We start from the raw sequence: 20,181 nt of genomic DNA, 5'->3' as shown, positions 1-20,181 counted from the left end.
GTATCTTCTCTTGTAATGCGCAGTAGACTTTTTACTGTGAAATACCGCTTGTAATATTTTTAGTAAAATTAGAATTTTGAAGGAAAAATTACTGTTAAGAATACTGAGAGTTACCTAAAAAATAAGATTGGATATTTGAGAAGTCCAGCAGATTTTAAATATGAAGCAGGGATGTTGTCACTTCAAGGAGAATATTCTAATTTAAATAATAAGGAGGAGAAATCTAATTGGAAAATGAAAATGAGAAAAATTTAGTGAAGATCAATAAGGTATTGGATAAAATTGGTGTAGAAGAAGCTAAAGAAATAGTTGATATAGAAAAGTTCGAAGGATTAATACAGAATTTATCTAAGCTACCTGAGGAAGCTTTAGAAAGTTTAGTTAGTAAAATTCCAAACTTTACGGAGCTATCTAAGATGTATCTCGACAATTTAAATCATTCATATGATAAATTAATGGACGATCTAATAGATGAAAAAAAGAATCTTTATTCGATCTTACAAAAAGAAGATTTGTCAGATAGTAATAAGGCTTGGGTGATGGGTGAAATTAAGGACATAAGAAGAACTATGCTTATAAAGGATACATTATATAATATTCAAAATAATAAAGTATTTAAAGTAGGTGCAGCAGCTCTTACTATTGCAATGGCAGCAGTTGCAGGTAATAAGTTGAAGAAATAAAGATACAAAAACGCTCATATAGTGTTTTTTTTTGTAGAAAACAAGAATGTAAAACATTTAAGCTTTCACTAAATAACTCTGGATGTGGAAAGATGCTGCGGACGGGTTGAGAGAATGACTAAAAAAAAGAACGGTAGGGTGTTCTTGGTGCTTCTTTTTAGTCATGATTTCCGAATAAATCTTACATACATTTCCTATTTTAAATTAGTTATAAAGCCATTATGTTCAAGTACACTCTCTTGTATTGTTAGTTCTAGAAGTTGAAATTTTATCTAGAATTATATTTTACTTATAGTCACTCCTATTATTTATGATATGGCTCACGTAGTTATTTAAGAGGCAAAAAATTATCCCATGACATCCATTTCGATATCGCCTAATGAATTAAGCTAGGTAAAATAATTATTAGGCCTACTTCTAAATATTATAGAGGTAGTAAATTTTCTACAAAATATAAAAGAATGGCTTAGGAAATTCCCCCAAGCCATTCTATTTCTATTCTTAACCAGATACAATTATATCTTTATATCTGTGAAATATAGTATTAGAAGTTTCATAGTTCCAGTCTATAATAGAAGTCTTATATCTTTTTAATTCTATGTCTTTTAAATAGTTTATAGCATATAACTTATCCTCAAAGTTATTTATCCATTTATCTAGATACCTTTGAAGCTGATTAGAAAACTTTAAATTATATTTATATTTGTATCTAAATGCTCGCGCTATATTTAGCTCTGGATAAGGATTGGGTGTTAATACAATATCTATTTCTCTGGTTGTCATTGCATTACTGAAACCCTCATCAAATAGTATTCCTTTATTTAAATCATAAAATATACTATCGATATTTAAAAACACAGTTTTATTAAGATCAAGGAATCTTCTATACTCAACTATTTTTTCTTTGAAAGCCCAAGTATTTTCAATTTCCCACATATCAAACTGCAAATCATCTACTTTTATCTTGTAACCACCAAATTTGTTCCTCTTATAATTGAAGTTGAATTTTTCGAGGAAACTTTCTAAATCTTGATCTAAATCAGTTATAACAATGTCAAAGTCACGTGGGATATAATAAAATTGGTGTTCATAATAATCTCGAATACATCCACCAAACATTAATAAATTACTCTTCTGTTCTAGATTTTTAATTAAATTTCTGGCAGTAGGACGATTAGATAAAACATCATAAAAATCATTTCTAATCTGTGGCGTAAATTCCATGATATTCATCCTCCATCCTATGTCATTTTTAAGGCATTTTAACACCTTTTAGCTTTTGATGTAAATCCAATGCGTAAGAATCCGTCATACCTGAAATAAAGTCTGTAATCAATAATAACTTTGAGTACAAATCTAAGGCTTTTATTTCTTTACCCTTTGCGGGGTTATTAAAATCGTCATTTATTAAGTGAACAAAAACAAAATTCTCCGATATCATCCTAAATAACTTGCCCGATTTTGGTTTCGATTCATTCTCAAAATCGTCTGTTTCGTTAATTATACAATGTTTTACGAACATTGTCAGTAGGTCCGATAAAACTGAGTCACCAACTAACTCCAATGATAAAACTTCTTTATTAGGAAAAATATATTCTTGAAGTAAGTTTTTTAGAAATTTTCTTAAACGATGTGCATTATTTGTCTTCTTTAAAAACTCTTCTTCACCAAATTCACCATTCATTATTTGTTCATAATTTTCTACAAAAACCTCTTTAATTTCCCTGATCATTTGTCCTTGCGCCCAGACCTTAAAATTTTGGACACTTGTTAGTAAATTATCTGGAAAACCCTGATTTTTTGCCTTATCATGTTTTTCTTTTAAGCCATCAATATCATTTTTATAAGCATGATAAATTCCGTGTACATTTTCTTCTATGATTTGTTCTTCAAATATCTTTTCCCAAGGAACTATTTTCTTTTTTACCCCATCTTCCAGATCTGAACCTAAATATGCAATATCGTCTGCAGCTTCTAAAAAATAGGTTAAAGGATTTCTTTTTCCGGGAATCTTAACTGTTTGGCTAATAATTTCTGTTCCAATTTCTATATCCTGCTGAAAATAACCGAATTTCCCATTCTCAACAGCATAGTCATCAGAGGAATCAAATGGATACTTTAAAAGCACAGATAATGTACCATAAGTAAAATTAATTCCAAATTGATCATTTAAGAACTGTAGTCTAGTTAAGATTCTTAGCCCCTGTGCATTTCCATCAAAGTTAATGAAATCATTTTTTTGAGGCTGTGTTAAGGGAATATCCTCATTTTCTTGAAAATATGTATTGAACCAATTTTTTATAACATCTTCTCCATAGTGACCATAAGGAGGATTACCCAAATCATGTACTAATCCTGCAGTTGCTAAAATAGCAGGGATTTTCCCATAATCCTCAATGCCCAATTCTTCTTTCACTTCAATTAACCATTTTTCAAGCCAAATACCAAATGACCTTGCTATCGACGATACTTCCATCGAATGGGTAAGTCTAGTTCTTATAAAATCACTTGCTTGAAGAGGGAAAACCTGAGCCTTATCCTGTAATCTTCTTAAAGAAGAAGAATTCATAATACGATCATAATCACGTTCAAATTCATTTCTGTGATCATGAATCATATTTAAATCAATTGCTTTTCTCTCTTCCTTTTCCCTGTTTTCTTTTGCAATCTTTTCTGCATCTTTATATTTGTCTTTATGTCTATTTTCATTTAGTAAGTCTCTCCACTTAATAATCGTTTCCAACTTATATCCCCCTATAAAACATTTTAATAGAATTATAACAAATTGTTTGGATAAATCTACCTAAATCTGTTCTTATAAAATCATAAAAATACCGTTAAAGTTAACTTAGTAAGTCGTAAAAATACTAATAATAACACAGTTAGAATGCAATAAATGCTATATTTCAACTTACATTTTTATCTTATTAGAGCTGTATAGTATTCTTTTACTTTTTTAACTTCATGAAATAGTTATTTAGTGTAGTAAAAGCTCACATCTTACCAAGAAAAACAGACAGAATACAAATTTCATCTTATAATCTAGTCTATAACGGCACGATCAGTTGGTTAAAAGTTGATAACTGGGATATGGGATAAGAAGCGAAGAAAAGGAAGGAAGAAATAATAATCATTTTGGTAAAGGGATAACATAAAAATAAACTTTGGAGTCTTGTTCAATCTCGCAGGAAAAATAAATCGTTTAAACAAAGACAATCAAACGAACCATTCTTATTGAGTAGTATCCTACGCTGTCTTGATTGTGGACAAGGTATGGTACCTTCAATTACATCTATAATACTTTAAATGATGGTAGTAAAAGAAAGCAAACATATTACGTGTGCAGTCAACGAGTAAACGAACAAAGAAGGAACAAGTTATTAACCGAAATGATCAAATTCGATTCAAAAGTTATTCCTCCTGAATTAGTTCATTTTCTACTAGAAAAATTTGTAGAAGTCTATACGTCCTCAGCCAGAGAGTAAAAAAAATTGCTACAGCTCTTTGTCGATAAGATTAGCGGTGGGCGAACGAATGCTCGTTCACGGCAAATTTATAAGGTCAAGCTTGAATTTGATTTTACGGAATCTACCTTTCAAACACTTACACTTATCCACATGCAATATCTAGATACAGAAAAAGAAGGCTTATTAACACCTTCTTTCCCTGCTTTAAATGGCAAATATCCGCCTTATCTACAAAAATTTTTGCCTCTATTTATGATAAGGCTCCCCCCGATTAATCCGAAAAGCCCGATACACCTGCTCAACCAATATCAGCCTCATCAGCTGATGCGGAAAAGTCATCTTCGAAAATGACAGGGTATCATTCGCTCTCTTCAAAACATCATCACTCAATCCAAGAGATCCGCCAATAACAAACGCCACTTTGCTCTTTCCATAGGTAGCAAGCCGGTCCAGATCAGCTGCAAGCTCCTCAGATGATTTCATTTTCCCTTTGATCGCCAGCGCTATAACATGAGTATCATCGGAAATTTTTGAAAGGAGGCGTTCGCCTTCTTTTTGCTTCACCATTTCCATTTCGGATTCGCTGAGGTTTTCGGGTGCTTTTTCGTCCGGGAGTTCAATGATATCGACTTTGGCGTATGGTGTTAGTCGCTTGAGGAATTCGTCGATTCCTTGTTTCAGGTATTTTTCTTTTAGCTTGCCGATTGTGCAAATTGTGATGTTCACAGGCTATCCCCACTTTGATTCAGATTACCAACAGATGTTATCCACATTTGTGTACAACTTATCCACATTTAGTGTGCGAATATTAGTTCCCCACTATATATACAGCAGGGTTTGTGCACAATTCACAGGGTGTGGATAACTTGTTGATTTCTCTGATTTTTTCGATTTCTGGCGCGATTTCGTGCTCGTCTACATACATATCTATCGCTAATTCAATGTGTTCTTCGCAGCATTTCATAAATAATTCTCCTTATCCACAACGAGAAAAGCGTAAGCGCCTGTTCAGCTCCGACAGACAGATAAGAAATCACGCAAAAAGTCCGGTTTTGACTTTTTGCGTGATTTTGTTCTGGCCGAGGAGTTAGGCGCTGAAGCTGGACATCAATGTGGTGAATTTTTATTTGTTTCCTCTTCAAAGAAAAAACAGGAGAAGTTTACCCCTCCTGTTCTTCTCCGAGCTTTAGCTTCACTGATTTCTGTTTTCCTTCACGGTAGTAGGTGATGTCGATTTCTTCGCCGACTGACCGTTTGTAGAGCTGCTTGCGCAGGTCGATGATGTCTTTGATTTCCTGGCCGTCAAATTCGGTGATGACGTCCATTTCCTTAAGTCCCGCCTGGCCTGCAGGGGAGACCGGGTTCACGCTCATGACGACAACGCCTGACAGAACTTCTTTAGGCAGTTTGAGCGTCTGTTCCCAGTGGTAGCTTGAGACTTCATTCAGGGATCTCATGCCGATTCCAAGGAACGGGCGTCTGACTTCGCCGTATTTCTCAAGGTCTTCAATGATTGGCGCCGCCAGGTTGATTGGGATGGCGAGGCCGATTCCCTCTACCGCTGATTCGGCAATCTTCATGGAGTTGATGCCGATGAGCTTGCCGTCGATGTTGACGAGCGCCCCGCCGCTGTTGCCGGGGTTGATGGCTGCGTCTGTCTGGAGGACCTCTGCATTCCAGTCAACTTCTCCGTCCTGGTTCGAGTCGACCGGAATGGCGCGCTCGGTGCCGGAGATGATGCCCTGTGTGACAGAGCCCGAGAACTGGAGGCCAAGCGGATTTCCGATGGCGATGACCGGTTCTCCAGGTTTCACGTTGTCAGAGTTGGCAAATTGGGCTACCTGCTCGACGGCTTTACTTTCGGATCTTAAAACAGCAAGGTCCATAAGCTCGTCGCTGCCGAGTACCTCAGCAGGGATTCGCGTGCCGTCGCTCAGGCTGAGCTCGATTTGCGTGGCTCCTTCAATGACGTGGTAGTTGGTGACGATGAAGGCACTTCCGCCTTCTTTTTTGTAGATGACGCCTGATCCGGTACCGGCTTCGCCTTTTTCATTCCAGAATCCCGCTTCCTGGATGTTGACGACGCCAACGACCGCTTTTGAGACGCTGTCTACCGCCTTCGTGACGGCCGTGCTCACATCCACTGAGATATTGCGGGATGGAACGGTCGAGTTCGGCGTTTCGTCTTCTTTATCCTCCTCGTCCCCGCCGAGTGCGAGGTCGTAAGGAAGGATGTTCATGTTGGCAAGGATCGGAACGGAAAAAAGGACGAGCAGGCCGCCAAGGATGGCGCCCAGCAGCCCGGGCAGAAATTTACCGCCGCGGTTGCCTTTTTGCTTCCGGCTGTAGTGTTCATAGTCCTGATCATAGTACCCCATTGGTTATCCCACCCATCTTTTATGTAGCGCGAAAGCTCCTTTTTAGCAGGAGCTTTTGCAGGACGTTATATAGATTCAGTATACCCAAGGATCTTTAAAAAAACTCCAATTGCTGTGCTAAACAAGCACAAGGGGGGTGGGGGTTTTTGGGTCTGTGTCGTAAAGGTCGAACTGCTCTCCCGGCATGTAGCCTTTACCTTCAAGCGTCTGCTGGACGGACATGCGGGCGAGCTCTTTCATGTTGTTGTCTTTGCTGAGATGGGCAAGGTAGATGCGTTTTGTTTTGTCGCCGATGACATCGGTCATGGCAAGCGCCGCGTCTTCATTGGAAACGTGGCCGACATCGCTCAGGATCCGGCGCTTGACGCTCCACGGATAGTGGCCCATGCGCAGCATGTCGACGTCATGGTTGCTTTCAAACACGAAGGCATCCGCATTGTGGATGATGCCTTTCATTCTGTCGCTGACATATCCGGTGTCTGTGATCAGAGCTAGCTTTTTCCCTTCGTGGTGGAAGGTGTAGAACATCGGCTCGGCCGCGTCATGGGACACGCCGAATGATTCGACGTCGATTCCGCCGAACGATTGAACGGTCCCGGTCTGGAAGATGAATTTCTGGTCGGGATGGATCGCTCCAATCAGTCCTTCCATCGCCTGCCACGTTTTTTCGTTGGCATAGACAGGCAGATTGTACTTGCGTGCCAGGATGCCCAGTCCTTTGATGTGGTCGCTGTGCTCATGGGTTACGAGTATACCTGACAGCTTGTTGATTTTTCTTCCGATCTGCTGAAACAGGGCTTCCATCTGCTTGCCGCTGAATCCGGCATCAACGAGCAGAGAGTGCTTGACTGTTTCGACATATGTTGCATTTCCCGTGCTTCCGCTTGCGAGAACACTGAATTGCAGACTCATTGCGTTCACTCCAATTTTTCATTAGAACGGATGACCTGTCCTTCTAATGCATTTACGTAATAATCCTCCGAATCATTGACGACGATGTGCCAGGTCGGGGCGAGGATCTGTTCGCCCGAGAGCGGGAACGGCGTATAATAGCCGAACTGAACCTCTGTCACCGTGCTATTCGGTTTTAAGTCATTCTTGTTGTAAAGGGCCTCAAGCGCCTTAATGGCAGGGAGCGTGTCCTGCTTGCCCTCAAGGTCCTGAATGTTTTCAAGCAGCGTCTGCTCATAGCTGACGAGCTGATTTTTATCGTTTAAAAACAGGGTCAGCATCCCGATTTTCTGGTCGGCTGACAGGTCCTGAAACACAAGCCGGTCATTGTAGGTCTGGATGTAGATGATCGTGTTTTTCACGTTGTCCGTTTTCCAGAAGGCATATTGGTCGCCCGAGAGAATGTTTTCTCTCACAATCTGATTAAGCTTGCTTTGTGTGTTTGTTTCAGGCAGGGTGAAGGGCTTTTCAAATTCCGCCCGCAGGGACGTAATTTCATCCTCGAGATTCAGTACGTCCTGGGCAGGGAGGGACTTCAGCTCTTCCTCTGTAAACACCTTGCTCTCAGCCGTAATGTAGGCGCCAGTTTCATTGCCTTCCGGGAGCTTCTTGTACGTAATGCCCTCTGCCGCAAGCTGCTCCTCGATTAGCGGCTCTTTAATGACATCATACCGGCTGTTGGTGATGACGATATTGAAATATTGAATGGCTAAGAAGGTGTTTAGGACAAGGAAAGCCAGAATGAAAATGGTTTTCGTTTTACTCCAGTCCATCGCTGTTCCCTCCAAGCGTTTCGGTATGCAGTTTCACGTATTGGCCGCCCGTTGTTTCAGCGTACCAATAAGGTTTGATGGCAACGATTCTCGGCTCTGCTGTTGCCGACATTTCATAAGCAGGGAAGACCCGCTTCACTTTGTCCGGTTCGATGCTTTTTTTCTGCTTCAGCTGGCTGACAATTTCTTTGCTTGAAAGCATGTCGACAGCGCTTGGGCTGTAACCTGAATTCAGACGGTAGAGCGGTCTTGAGTAAGTGGCGATTTCATTATCTCCCCAGCGCATCGCGATTTCCGTCGGGCCGAATGTTTTTGAATTGTTTTCAAAAACGGGAATGGAATCGATCATCAGCCGGAATGAGACGAGCTGGCTGTCGGGATTCATGCTGTAGAAGTGGTACTCATCCGTCCATCCGCCGTGATCGTTCAAAAATTCGATGCTTTGCTTCATCGCTTTTCCCCGTTCAATAAACATGCTCGGGTCAATGGTCGGGTTCACAAACCGCAGCCGTTCCTGGCTCGGATAGATCGTCAAAAGACTTGTTCCGTCCGTATAAACGTTTTGTGTCGGCTTCATTTCCCGGCGGACGTAATCGGGATTCGTAAAGAGCGCCCGCTTGAACGCTTCGCCATTGACGGAGTTGATGATATATTCGATTTCATCCAGAGCAATCCGGCCCTCAGGAAGCAGCAATCGATTGTCTTCAGAAATCACCTCTGGCACGAAGCGGTCAAGGTTTTCCCGCTTTTCAATCACAGACGCAATGATGCCTTTGGCGTTTTCATTGCTGATGGAAGCTTCATAGACGAGTCTTTGTTCCATTGAAATAAACAAGATCTTTTGAAACGATCCGTTTTTCCCGCTTGGAAGGACGATCCGGTCAAATGATGAGTAGATCGTTTTTTGTGACTTGTATTGAAAAATAGACTGAAAGAGTTCAAACGGAACTTTGTCGCTGAAGAGAAACTCGATCTTTCTCGATTCGCTTTTTCCCGTCAGCCACTCATCCAGCTCATCTGCCGTGTATTTACCGGATACATTTTTCACTTCGCCCATGTTCCAGTTTTTCAGCTGATTCCAGACAAAGTCGATCCGTTCCGGCCGGTAGGTGCCGTAATGCTCCGCTTTGTCATGAACCATCATCTGATAGGGACGGATGACGTCCTCCGGTTCATGCTTCACGTTGCTGATCGGCTCATTTTCAAGGTACTGGCTGCTGTCGATGAAATCGTAGTTCGGCTTAAACGTCCAAAGGTTGTAGGTGAAAAACACACTTCCGCAGACGAGCAGCACCAATATAACGGTTTTTATATTTTCACGATTCATCCCACTCATCCTCTTGATCCCTTGTAAATGGAAGGGTAAACAGGATCGTTGTCCCTTTGCCTTCCACGCTTTCCGCCCAGATTTCACCGTCATGGGCCCCGATCATTTCTTTTGCGATGGCAAGCCCCAGTCCAGTGCCGCCAAGCTTTCTCGTTCTTGCTTTATCCACGCGGTAAAACCGCTCAAAAATCTTATGCTCTGTTCCTTTTGGGATGCCCATGCCCTGGTCGGTGACGCTGATCTGGAGCATGTCATCCATGATTTCTGTCTTAAAGGTAATCAGTCCGCCCTCTGGAGAATATTTCAGGGCGTTGGAAATAATGTTGTCGAGCACCTGTGTAATTTTATCAGGATCAATATCGACATAGAGCTTTTCTTCCGGCAGGTCGCGAAGGAAGGAGACATGCTGCTCTTTCGTCATTTCAAACCTGTCGATGATCTGGTTGAAGAAGGCTGTGAAGTTGACCCACTCTTTGTTGATGCGGTAATCCTTGCTGTCGAGCTTTGACAGCTGCAGAAGATCGTTGACAAGGCGGATCATCCGCTCGGTTTCATTTTGCGTTACATTCAAAAACTGCGGGGCAATGTCCCTGTCTTCCCACGCCCCATCGGCAAGTGCTTCCAGGTAGCTGCGCATCGTCGTAAGCGGCGTCCGGAGCTCATGTGACACGTTCGCAACAAATTCGCGGCGCTCCTCATCGATTTTCTCCTGCTCCGTAATATCGTAGATCACCGCGATCAGACCGGTGATGCGCTTTTGCTCCTGCTGAATCGTCGAAAAGTTAACCTTAAGGATGTACGGTTTGTCCTCTGTGCTTGCATCAAGGATGAGAGAGTCCTGCTGGTCAATTAAACTATCAAACGTATATTCATCGTCAATACCGAGAACCTTCGTGATTGGAACATCAAGCACCGTTTCACGTGAAACGTTCAGCATTTCGATCGCAGGACTGTTCACGAGAATCACATCGCCTGCGCGGTTTGTCGCGATAACGCCGTCCGTCATATGGGCAATCACGGATGCAAGCTTTTTCCGCTCGCCTTCAGTTGATGCCTGGGCTTCTTCAAGCTTGTCTGTCAGGTTGTTAAAAGTCACCGCAAGCTGGCCGATTTCATCCTCGCCGTAAACGCGGACTTTTCGAGAAAAGTTCCCCTTCGCAAGCTCCAATGCCTGCTTTCGCATATCGGACATCGGTCTTGTAATCGTTCTTGCAAGAAAGACCCCGAGAAGTGCCGTAATTGCCAAGGAAATACCGGTTCCGGTCGCGAGAATCCCGTTGATGACGCGCATTTGGGAGAAGACTTCTTCCATTGATGCGACCAGATAGAGGGCGCCAATCGTTTCCTGATTGATGTTTTTAATCGGTGTAGAAGAAATTTTCACGCGCCTGCTTGTTGGTTTATCTATATAGACTTTTTCATCAGGCTTTTCAAAGACAAGCGTTCGTTTCACAAGCACTTCCGTCGTACGCTTGCCGATAATGTCGCTGTTGTTCGGATCTGATGTTGCAATGACGCGGCTGTTTTTATCGATGACACGGATTTCCTGGATTTCATCCTTTGCGAAATCCTTTAGTATGGCGGTGATGTCTTCTTCAAGAGTGGGGAGAGTTCCGGTCGGATCCTCCGTCCTCTCCTTGGACATTTCCTGCTCGATGCTGTAGTTGATGAAATTGATTCGCTGCGTAATGGATGTATTGAAATTTTCGGTGAGGGACCGTTCAAGCTGCTGAACGAAATAAACACCGATAATCTGCATGGCAATCATGATCAGGAGTACATAGACCATGACGAATTTGAAATGGATGGATCTGAAAAAACCGACTTTGTTCATGAATCCTACTCCTGTTCAGGGTTACGCAGGTAGTACCCGACACCTCGTCTTGTCACAATCCATGTTGGATGACTTGGGTTATCTTCGATTTTTTCCCGAAGTCTGCGGACCGTGACGTCGACTGTGCGCACATCGCCGAAATAATCATAGCCCCACACAGTCTGGAGAAGATGCTCGCGGGTCATGACCTGTCCGATATGCTTGGCCAAATAATGAAGCAGTTCGAACTCGCGGTGTGTCAGTTCGATTGTTTCCCCGCGTTTTGATACTACATAAGCATCGGGGTGAATCGTGAGGGAACCGATTTCGATTTCGTTTTTATCTGACTGCTGCTCTGGAGGCAGCGCCTGAAGTCTTCTTAAGTTTGCTTTGACGCGTGCAAGCAGTTCTCTTGTGCTGAAAGGCTTCGTCACATAGTCATCCGCTCCGAGCTCAAGTCCAAGCACTTTATCAATTTCCGAGTCTTTTGCCGTCAGCATAATAATCGGAATTTCATATTTTTTACGGACCTCGCGGCAGACTTCCATGCCGTCTTTGTTCGGAAGCATAATATCTAATAGGATTAAGTCAGGCTGCACTTCTTCGACCATTTCAAGCGCTTCGTTTCCATCATAAGCGCAATAAACGTCGTAGCCCTCTTTTTTTAAGTTAAACTGCAGAATATCTGCAATCGGCTTTTCATCATCGACAACTAAGATTTTCTTTTCCACGGCCAATCGCCCCTTTTATATAAGGTGTTACGTTCTCTCTTCTTAATTTACCACTTATGACAGGCAGATTCATCTTTTCAGGCAGTTTCTTTTTAGGATATCCCAAACTCTGTCAGGCAAATCAGCGGTAAAAAGACAAAAACCCGGCGCAGTGCCGAGTCATAAATACAAGTCCGATGTGAAAAATGAGGAAAACCTCAGGCAGGGCCCAAGGTTATCTCTTTAAATACTTCAATGGATCTTTCAGTTTTCCGTTCTCATAGACTTCAAAGTGAAGGTGAACGCCAGTTGAGCGGCCGGTAGAACCCATGACACCGATTTTCTGTCCCTGAGACACTGTATCGCCAACCGATACAGAGATTGAATCAAGGTGGGCATAAACCGTCTTCATGCCATTTCCATGATCAATTTCGACTTTATTTCCGTATGCGCCATCATTGCCTGCAGAGATAATCTTGCCGTTGTCTGCCGCTTTGATTGTGCGGTCACTCGGACGGGCAATGTCGATTCCTTTGTGCATCTTGCCCCAGCGCGTTCCAAGCTTGCTTGAAACATATCCGCCGACAGCCGGCCACTGAAGAGAGCCGTTTCCGCGTGAAGGAACCACTTTTGTGCCTTTTACGATGATTTCTTTTACCGGTTCAGCAAGCGTTTCTTCTTTTGTCGTTTCACGTTTTACTTCTTTGCCGTTTTCCTTGTGAACAACATAGTTAAGAAGCTTCTGTCCGTCTTTTCCTTCTTGCTTCGTTTTTTTGTCGCCTTTAAACATGGAAGAATCTTCAACCACTTCTGTTTCATAGGCAATGGCTTCTTTTTTTGAAACCTCTTCTTTTACTAGGACATTTGTGAAAGGCTTGTAGTCTTTTACGTTTAGTTCCTCACCAGGCTTGATTACATTTTCATCTGACAGACCCGGATTTAGAGCAAGCAATTCTTCAACGGAAAGCTTGTATTCAGAAGCGACCTTTGAAAGAACATCTTCATCTTTTACTTTGTGTTTTTTCTCTTCAAGCGTGCCTTTTGCAAGAAGCTTTACGCCTTCCTGTGCCGTCAGCACCTCTTCAGGAGAAATTTTTTCCTCTGAAATTGAAACTTTTCCCGAGAATGAAACGTCTAGTATACGAGATTCATTTTCTTTTAATGGCTGAAGCGGCGGTGGGGACTGCTTCATTTTCTCGGCCTGTTCTACCTGTTCAGCCGGAACGTACTTGGCTTTGTAAGCTTTTAGAACTCTCTCTGCTTCTTCTTTGTTCTTGAAGTAGCCGACAGTCTGATTATCTATTTTAAGTAAAGCTGCGTCTGCTGCTACATTAAGCTCTTCTTTAAGCTTGGCAAGAGTTTCCTCGTTGCTTGCAGCAGGGCGAAACATTTGCTCAGGGATTACTTCCATCTCTTCAACCGTTAATTGATAATCTTTATACTCTTTTTTGGCCTCTTCAATCTTTTGCTTTGAAAGGTCATCAATTAACTGCTGACTGTCTACCGTTCCGATTCTTTCGCCGTCCAGATAAATATGGTAAACGGTCTCAAGATTTTCCTCTGCAGAAGCATTCATGCCGAATGTCATGGCGCCTGCGAAAGTCAGACCGAATAATGCCTTCTTTATAGTGCTGTTTGTATGCTTCACGTTGTTTCCAACGAATCCAGTTATGCGCTTAAACACGATACAATTTCCTCCCAATTGACCACTGATCAGTACTTTATCTATCATCTATATAAGCCTATAGTGCTATGTTTGCGGATTTCTTTTTTAGCCACTCTACTAACCTACCATATTATCAGACTATTACCTAGCCATTTTCAAAAATGTAACATTTCTGTATTATTGATGTCATATTTTAGTTTTTGATGTAAAAATTTGCACTTTTATGTAACGGTTATGCGACTATAGGCATAACAAAAAAGACATGCATCCGATTAAGGATCATGTCTTTTTTCTGTGTCCAGCTTCAGCACCCAGTGCTGAAGCTTTTCGTAGTGGCTTGGGACGGAATCGAACCGCCGACACAAGGATTTTCAGTCCTTTGCTCTACCGACTGAGCTACCAAGCCGAAGTATGTATGGATCAGCGATTATCTGCCGACCTAAATTATTATAGTTCAATAATAGCTGAAACACAAGACTATTTTAAAAATAATTAAAAAATCGAAAGGGACGGATCCCTTTCGATTCAATGGCTTAGCTGTATACGCTTCTTACAACGTTTGTCTGCGTTCTGTCAGGACCGACAGAGAAGACGGAAAGCGGAATACCTGTAAGCTGCGATACGCGCTCGATGTAGTTGCGTGCGTTCTGCGGAAGTTCTCCGAGGTCGCGTACGCCTGTGATGTCTTCTGTCCAGCCTGGAAGCTCTTCGTATACCGGCTCACATTCTGCAAGAACTTTAAGGCTAGCAGGGAATGACTCCATGATTTCGCCTTTGTATTTGTATGCTGTACAGATTTTAAGTGTTTCAATGCCTGTCAGAACGTCAATTGAGTTAAGGGACAGGTCTGTGATACCGCTGACGCGGCGTGCGTGGCGGACAACAACGCTGTCAAACCAGCCGACGCGGCGCGCGCGGCCTGTTGTTGTTCCGTACTCGCGTCCGACTTCACGGATCTGGTGGCCGATTTCGTTATCAAGTTCTGTCGGGAACGGACCGTCTCCAACACGTGTTGTGTAGGCTTTGGATACGCCGACAACGTGGTTGATTTTCGTCGGGCCGACGCCTGAACCGATCGTTACGCCCCCTGCAACAGGGTTTGATGATGTAACGAACGGATATGTGCCCTGGTCGATATCAAGCATAACGCCCTGTGCACCTTCAAACAGCACGCGTCTGCCGCCGTCAAGAGCGTCGTTCAGCACAACAGCTGTATCGCAGACGTATTGTTTGAACTGCTGACCGTACTCATAGTATTCATCAAGAATTTCTTCCATAGTGAAGCCTTCTGTTTCATAGTACTTTTCAAGCATGCGGTTCTTTTCTTCAAGGTTTCGCGCAAGCTTTTCTTCAAACGCTTCGCGGTCAAGAAGATCAGCAATACGGATGCCGACGCGCGCTGCTTTGTCCATGTAAGCAGGTCCGATTCCTTTTTTCGTTGTGCCGATTTTGTTTGCGCCTTTGCGCTCTTCTTCCACTTCATCAAGTTTAAGGTGATAAGGCAGAATAACGTGCGCGCGGTTGCTGATGCGCAGGTTGTCCGTGCTGACGCCGCGGTCGTGAAGATATTTAAGCTCCGTCATAAGAGCTTTAGGATCAACGACCATTCCATTGCCGATTACACAGGTCTTATCACTGTAGAAAATACCTGATGGAATTAAGTGCAGCTTATATGTTTCACCGTTGAATTTAATTGTATGTCCGGCGTTGTTTCCGCCTTGATAACGGGCAATGACCTCCGCATTTTCGGAAAGGAAATCGGTAATTTTGCCTTTTCCTTCATCTCCCCATTGTGTACCAACTACTACTACTGAAGACATTAATGTGCACCTCCGGTTATTTAAAACACGTTCTAGTTTCGCTCAATCAAACAAGCTAATTCTACCAGTTAAAGGGCAGAAAGTCAACGAAAAGACGAACATTAATGAGATTTCATTTTATTTTCGTTCGTAATATGTTGTGATTGTGTGTGATTTGGTTCCTCTTTTCATAGGTTAACCCCTGATTTGGGGTTTCATTCTGTCAGGGGAAGATGCGGCGCAATCATACCCGTTCCTTGCCGTTACGCACCGAATACTTGCCGGAATACCTTTTTTACTTGAAAAAACCGATTCTTTACTTGCCACAAACAATCGTTTACTTGAAAATTTCCAGATGCCTCCTAAATAACAGAGCGCATGCTTCATACATGCGTCCCGCTCGAAGAAGATTTTGAGCATTCAAAGGCTTAAAAACGAGGCCCGAGGGCCATCCAGGTCGTTTACTTGCAACCCCGCGCCGAATACTTGCCGGAATACCTCTTTTCCTAAAAAAAAACCGATCCATTACTTGCCGTAAACAGTCGTTTACTTGAAAATTTCCAGATTCCTCTTACATGAAAGCGCGCATCTGCAGCCCCTGACCAATTAAAAAAAAGCCGCCCCGCAAAGGACAGCTTCTAAGCACCCGGTGGCACGCCGGCATCATCGAAGCGCCGTTCCAGGTTGACGAATTTGTTGTATTCTTTTACAAACGCCAGGCTGACGGTGCCGACCGGTCCGTTACGCTGCTTGGCGATGATGATTTCAATGATGTTTTTGTTTTCGGATTCTTTATCGTAGTAATCGTCCCGGTAGAGGAAGGCTACGATATCGGCATCCTGCTCGATACTTCCGGATTCACGGATGTCGGACATCATCGGACGCTTGTCCTGACGCTGCTCAACGCCGCGGGAAAGCTGGGAAAGGGCGATGACCGGGACTTTGAGTTCCCTTGCGAGGGACTTCAGTGTCCGGGAGATCTCGGATACTTCCTGCTGACGGTTGTCCTTGTTACGTCCGCTTCCCTGGATGAGCTGCAGGTAATCGATCAGGATCATGCCGAGGCCGCTTTCCTGCTTCAGGCGGCGGCATTTTGCGCGGATGTCGCTGACGCGGATACCGGGCGTATCATCGATGTAGATGCCTGAGTCAGAGAGGCTTCCCATGGCCATTGTGAGCTTGCCCCAGTCTTCAGGGGTCAGGTTTCCTGTACGAAGTGCCTGGGCGTTAATGTTGCCTTCTGCACAGAGCATCCTCATGACTAGCTGGTCCGCACCCATCTCGAGACTGAAGATGGCGACGTTTTCGTCCGTTTTTGTTGCGACGTTCTGGGCGATATTCAGGGCAAAGGCGGTTTTACCAACGGATGGACGGGCCGCCACGATGATGAGGTCATTTCGCTGAAAGCCTGCCGTCATCCGGTCGAGCTCGGTAAATCCTGTCGCAATTCCCGTGATGTCGCCTTTTCGTGTGTGCAGCAATTCAATGTTATCGTACGTTTGAACGAGTACATCTTTTATATTTTGGAAAGCTCCTGCATTTTTGCGCTGGGAGACTTCCATAATGTTTTTTTCGGCTTCGTTGAGGAGAACTGCCACTTCGTCTTCGCGTGAATATCCGTCCTGGGCAATGGTTGTTGCCGTGCGGATCAGGCGTCTGAGAATGGATTTTTCTTCGACGATTCTGCCGTAATATTCAATATTGGCTGCTGTCGGGACGGAACCCGCCAGGTCGCTTAAATAAGATACACCGCCGATTTCCTCTAGTAAATTGGCATCTGCAAGCTCTGAGGTGACTGTTACTAAGTCAACAGGCTCTCCTTTATCCGCAAGCCCGAGCATGACATTGTAAATCTTCTGATGAGATGCTCTGTAAAAGTCTTCTGGAATCAGAATTTCAGAAGCTGTAATCAATGATGCGGGTTCGAGAAAAATGGCTCCGAGCACGGCTTGCTCCGCCTCAATGTTCTGTGGAGGAATCCGGTCATCAAACATTTCATTCATGATGATCACCGTCCTTAACTTGATTTAGGCAGGACTTAAGCCTGCAAAAAAGATGTGTTGCGCAGAAAAGAAGCAGCATCCATTCACACATCACATCTTGCTTATTATTGTTCAGTTACATGCACTTTCAGTGTTGCTGTTACGTCAGGGTGAAGCTTGACAGGCACGTTTGTAAACCCTAGAGCGCGGATGGCATCCGGAAGCTCGATTTTGCGCTTGTCGAGTTTATGGCCGTGTGTTTTCAGCAGTTCATCTGCGATTTGCTTGCTTGTGATCGATCCGAAAAGGCGGCCGCCTTCTCCTGATTTTGCTTTGAGCTCAACTGTCAGGCTCTCGAGCGTTTCTTTCAGTTCTTTTGAGCGCTCAAGCTCTGCTGCGGCTTCTTTTTCTTCTTTTTTCTTCTGGCCCTGCAGTTTGCTGATTTCAGAGTTATTTGCTTCAATTGCAAGCCCCTGTTTGATCAGGAAGTTATGTGCGTAGCCGTCTGCTACATTTTTTACTTCCCCTTTTTTTCCTTTGCCTTTAACATCTTTCAGGAATATAACTTTCATGATTTGGTTCCTCCTTCTAAATACTCCAGGATTGCCTGTTCTAATCTCTCTTCTGCCTCATTCAGAGACAGGTTCTCAAGCTGAGTGGCAGCATTCGTAAGGTGTCCGCCGCCGTCCAGGGCTTCCATGATCAGCTGGACGTTTATGTCCCCGAGTGAACGGGCGCTGATGCCGATGGTCTGGTCGTTTCTTCGGGCAAGGACAAACGATGCCACAACTCCGCTCATCGACAGCAGGGTGTCCGCTGTCTGGGCAATGATGACCTGATCAAACGTTTCCTCTGAATCAGGATCTGCCTTAGCGATTGCGATGCCTTCTCTCAGCATGTTTGTATTTTGTATCAGTTTTGAACGCTTCACGTAGTGCGTGATGTCTTCTCTCATAAACTTCTGCACGAGGATTGTGTCTGCCCCTTTGGACCTTAAATAAGAAGCCGCGTCAAATGTGCGCGAACCCGTTCTGAGCGTGAAGCTTTTCGTATCCACGATGATGCCGGCAAGCAGCGAGGTCGCTTCAATCATGTTCATTTTCAGACGTTTTGTCTGATATTCGAGAAGCTCTGTTACAAGCTCGGCCGTTGAAGAAGCATAAGGCTCCATGTAGACGAGAAGCGGATCTTTAATAAATTCTTCTCCGCGTCTGTGATGGTCGATGACGACGACATTGTCCATTTTGTTGAGCAGCTTTTCATCGATGACAAGGGATGGCTTATGCGTGTCTACGACAATCAGCACAGAATCATCGGTCGATATCTCTTGCGCCTCGTCTCTCGTAATAAAACGGGACCAGAGATCCGAGTGCTGTCTGACTTCCTGGATCAGCCGCTGTACACCTGTATCAATTTCGTTTTGATCAAGCACGATAAAGCCTTCTTTATCGTTCACCTGCGCCACTTTCAGGATGCCGATAGCTGATCCGATCGAGTCCATATCAGGGTATTTGTGGCCCATAATGATGACCTTGTCGCTTTCAGAAATAATTTCTGTCAGAGCGTGTGATATAACCCTTGCCCGGACGCGCGTTCGTTTTTCCATCGGATTCGTTTTTCCGCCGTAGAATTTCACTTTTCCGTTCGTCTGCTTGATGGCCACCTGGTCGCCTCCGCGTCCTAGTGCAAGATCAAGACTCGACTGGGCAAGGTCGCCAAGCTCTGTCAGAGAAGGGACACCTGACCCGATTCCGATGCTCAGCGTCAGGGAAATGTTTTCAACGGTCGTCTGCTCTCTTACTTCGTCAAGAATTGAAAACTTTCCTTTTTCAAGCTTAATTAAAATATGTTCGTTCAGGATCGCCATAAAGCGTTCTGAGGATGTTCGTTTCAAATAAATGCCGTTTTCGGTCGCCCATTTGTTCAGGATGGACGTGACATGAGAGTTGATCGAACTCTTGGTCTGATCATCCAGACCCTGGGTCACTTCATCGTAATTATCCAGGAAAATGAGCCCCAGAACCGTGCGCTCATCTTCATACTGTTTCTCAATTTCAATCTGCTCTGTTACATCAAAGAAATAGAGCAGCCGTTCTTCGCGCTTAATGATCACCTTGAATTTCCGTTCATGAAGGGTGATCGTTTCGGTGTCCACTTCCTGTTTCACAAGCGGAACGAGAGCTTCTGCGACATCATACATGGACCGCCCGACAAGGGTATCCTCATGAAAACAGGAGGTAAGGAACGGATTGGTCCATTCAATATGGAACTGTTCATTAAACAGCATGATGCCAATCGGCATTTCCATCAAAGCTTCCTCTCCAACCCGCTTCAGACGGTAGGAGAGCGTGGAGATATAAGTCTCCATCTCTGCTTTTATTTTTCTATCGGCAGCCCGGAGAAGAAACAAAATCGCACCTAAAAGAAGGACCCCGGCTAAACCGATCATCCACTGATAGTAAAAAAGGATGATGATGGAAATCGCGGTCAGGGCAATCAATGCTAGAAGGGGGTACCTGATTAATGGTTTTTCAAAAAAACTGGGCATGTTGTTTCATCTCCTCAAACCTACAGTGAAACATACGCAAGATTGCTGGGGTCAATGTATGAATCTAGTTTATGCGCTTTTCTT

General features: G+C 43.7%; 16 protein-coding genes and 1 tRNA gene. 1 reads left to right on the top strand and 16 read right to left on the bottom strand.

The genetic code is table 11. The features are described 5' to 3' along the window. Positions 1–227 precede the first annotated feature (227 nt). On the top strand, positions 228–683 hold the full coding sequence (locus MHB63_09140; GenBank protein MEK3806690.1) for a hypothetical protein: 456 nt from the start codon (positions 228–230) through the stop codon (positions 681–683). Between the two features lie 501 nt (positions 684–1,184). Here MHB63_09140 and MHB63_09135 read toward each other — a convergent pair. From MHB63_09135 to MHB63_09060, 16 genes are all read right to left on the bottom strand, one after another. Next, positions 1,185–1,907: a hypothetical protein gene (locus MHB63_09135; protein ID MEK3806689.1), complete on the bottom strand. Its 723-nt coding sequence runs from the start codon at positions 1,905–1,907 to the stop codon at positions 1,185–1,187. Positions 1,908–1,935: 28 nt separating this feature from the next. Continuing rightward, on the bottom strand, positions 1,936–3,426 hold the full coding sequence (dgt, locus tag MHB63_09130; GenBank protein ID MEK3806688.1) for a dGTP triphosphohydrolase: 1,491 nt from the start codon (positions 3,424–3,426) through the stop codon (positions 1,936–1,938). Positions 3,427–4,396: 970 nt separating this feature from the next. Further along, complete coding sequence (gene rlmH / locus MHB63_09125; protein ID MEK3806687.1) at positions 4,397–4,876, bottom strand: 23S rRNA (pseudouridine(1915)-N(3))-methyltransferase RlmH; 480 nt, start codon at positions 4,874–4,876, stop codon at positions 4,397–4,399. Between the two features lie 82 nt (positions 4,877–4,958). Further along, entirely contained in the window at positions 4,959–5,114 is a 156-nt protein-coding gene (locus MHB63_09120) for a CxxH/CxxC protein (protein ID MEK3806686.1), read from the bottom strand. Positions 5,115–5,310: 196 nt separating this feature from the next. Then, positions 5,311–6,528: a S1C family serine protease gene (locus MHB63_09115; protein ID MEK3806685.1), complete on the bottom strand. Its 1,218-nt coding sequence runs from the start codon at positions 6,526–6,528 to the stop codon at positions 5,311–5,313. Positions 6,529–6,645: 117 nt separating this feature from the next. Further along, positions 6,646–7,440 carry an MBL fold metallo-hydrolase gene (locus tag MHB63_09110; GenBank protein ID MEK3806684.1) on the bottom strand — a complete coding sequence of 265 codons (795 nt, stop codon included), beginning with the start codon at positions 7,438–7,440 and terminating at the stop codon, positions 6,646–6,648. Between the two features lie 5 nt (positions 7,441–7,445). Beyond that, positions 7,446–8,252, bottom strand: coding sequence for a two-component system regulatory protein YycI (gene yycI, locus MHB63_09105; GenBank protein ID MEK3806683.1), 807 nt, complete (start codon positions 8,250–8,252; stop codon positions 7,446–7,448). Beyond that, a complete protein-coding gene (gene yycH / locus MHB63_09100) occupies positions 8,239–9,579 on the bottom strand; it encodes a two-component system activity regulator YycH (protein ID MEK3806682.1) in 1,341 nt (446 codons plus the stop codon). The genes yycI and yycH overlap by 14 nt, the downstream gene beginning before the upstream one ends. Then, positions 9,569–11,413, bottom strand: coding sequence for a cell wall metabolism sensor histidine kinase WalK (gene walK / locus MHB63_09095; protein MEK3806681.1), 1,845 nt, complete (start codon positions 11,411–11,413; stop codon positions 9,569–9,571). The genes yycH and walK overlap by 11 nt, the downstream gene beginning before the upstream one ends. Positions 11,414–11,418: 5 nt before the next feature. Beyond that, entirely contained in the window at positions 11,419–12,123 is a 705-nt protein-coding gene (yycF, locus tag MHB63_09090; protein ID MEK3806680.1) for a response regulator YycF, read from the bottom strand. A 214-nt stretch (positions 12,124–12,337) separates the two neighbouring features. Further along, positions 12,338–13,786, bottom strand: a complete 1,449-nt coding sequence (locus tag MHB63_09085; protein ID MEK3806679.1) for a peptidoglycan DD-metalloendopeptidase family protein — start codon at positions 13,784–13,786, stop codon at positions 12,338–12,340. Between the two features lie 315 nt (positions 13,787–14,101). Beyond that, a tRNA-Phe gene (locus tag MHB63_09080) sits at positions 14,102–14,174 on the bottom strand. A 127-nt stretch (positions 14,175–14,301) separates the two neighbouring features. Then, positions 14,302–15,588, bottom strand: coding sequence for an adenylosuccinate synthase (locus MHB63_09075; GenBank protein ID MEK3806678.1), 1,287 nt, complete (start codon positions 15,586–15,588; stop codon positions 14,302–14,304). Positions 15,589–16,205: 617 nt separating this feature from the next. After that, complete coding sequence (gene dnaB / locus MHB63_09070) at positions 16,206–17,570, bottom strand: replicative DNA helicase (GenBank protein MEK3806677.1); 1,365 nt, start codon at positions 17,568–17,570, stop codon at positions 16,206–16,208. A 104-nt stretch (positions 17,571–17,674) separates the two neighbouring features. Then, the gene (rplI, locus tag MHB63_09065) at positions 17,675–18,121 is read right to left on the bottom strand and encodes a 50S ribosomal protein L9 (protein ID MEK3806676.1); all 447 of its coding nucleotides are present in this window, start codon (positions 18,119–18,121) and stop codon (positions 17,675–17,677) included. Beyond that, the gene (locus MHB63_09060) at positions 18,118–20,097 is read right to left on the bottom strand and encodes a DHH family phosphoesterase (protein MEK3806675.1); all 1,980 of its coding nucleotides are present in this window, start codon (positions 20,095–20,097) and stop codon (positions 18,118–18,120) included. Before MHB63_09060 ends, rplI begins: the two co-directional genes overlap by 4 nt. Positions 20,098–20,181: the final 84 nt, after the last annotated feature.

The organism is Bacillus sp. FSL H8-0547 (assembly GCA_038002745.1).
GTDB lineage: Bacteria > Bacillota > Bacilli > Bacillales > Bacillaceae > Bacillus_P.
The sequence above is the reverse complement of the archived record's forward strand: the minus strand, read 5'-3'. Positions and strand labels throughout refer to the sequence as shown.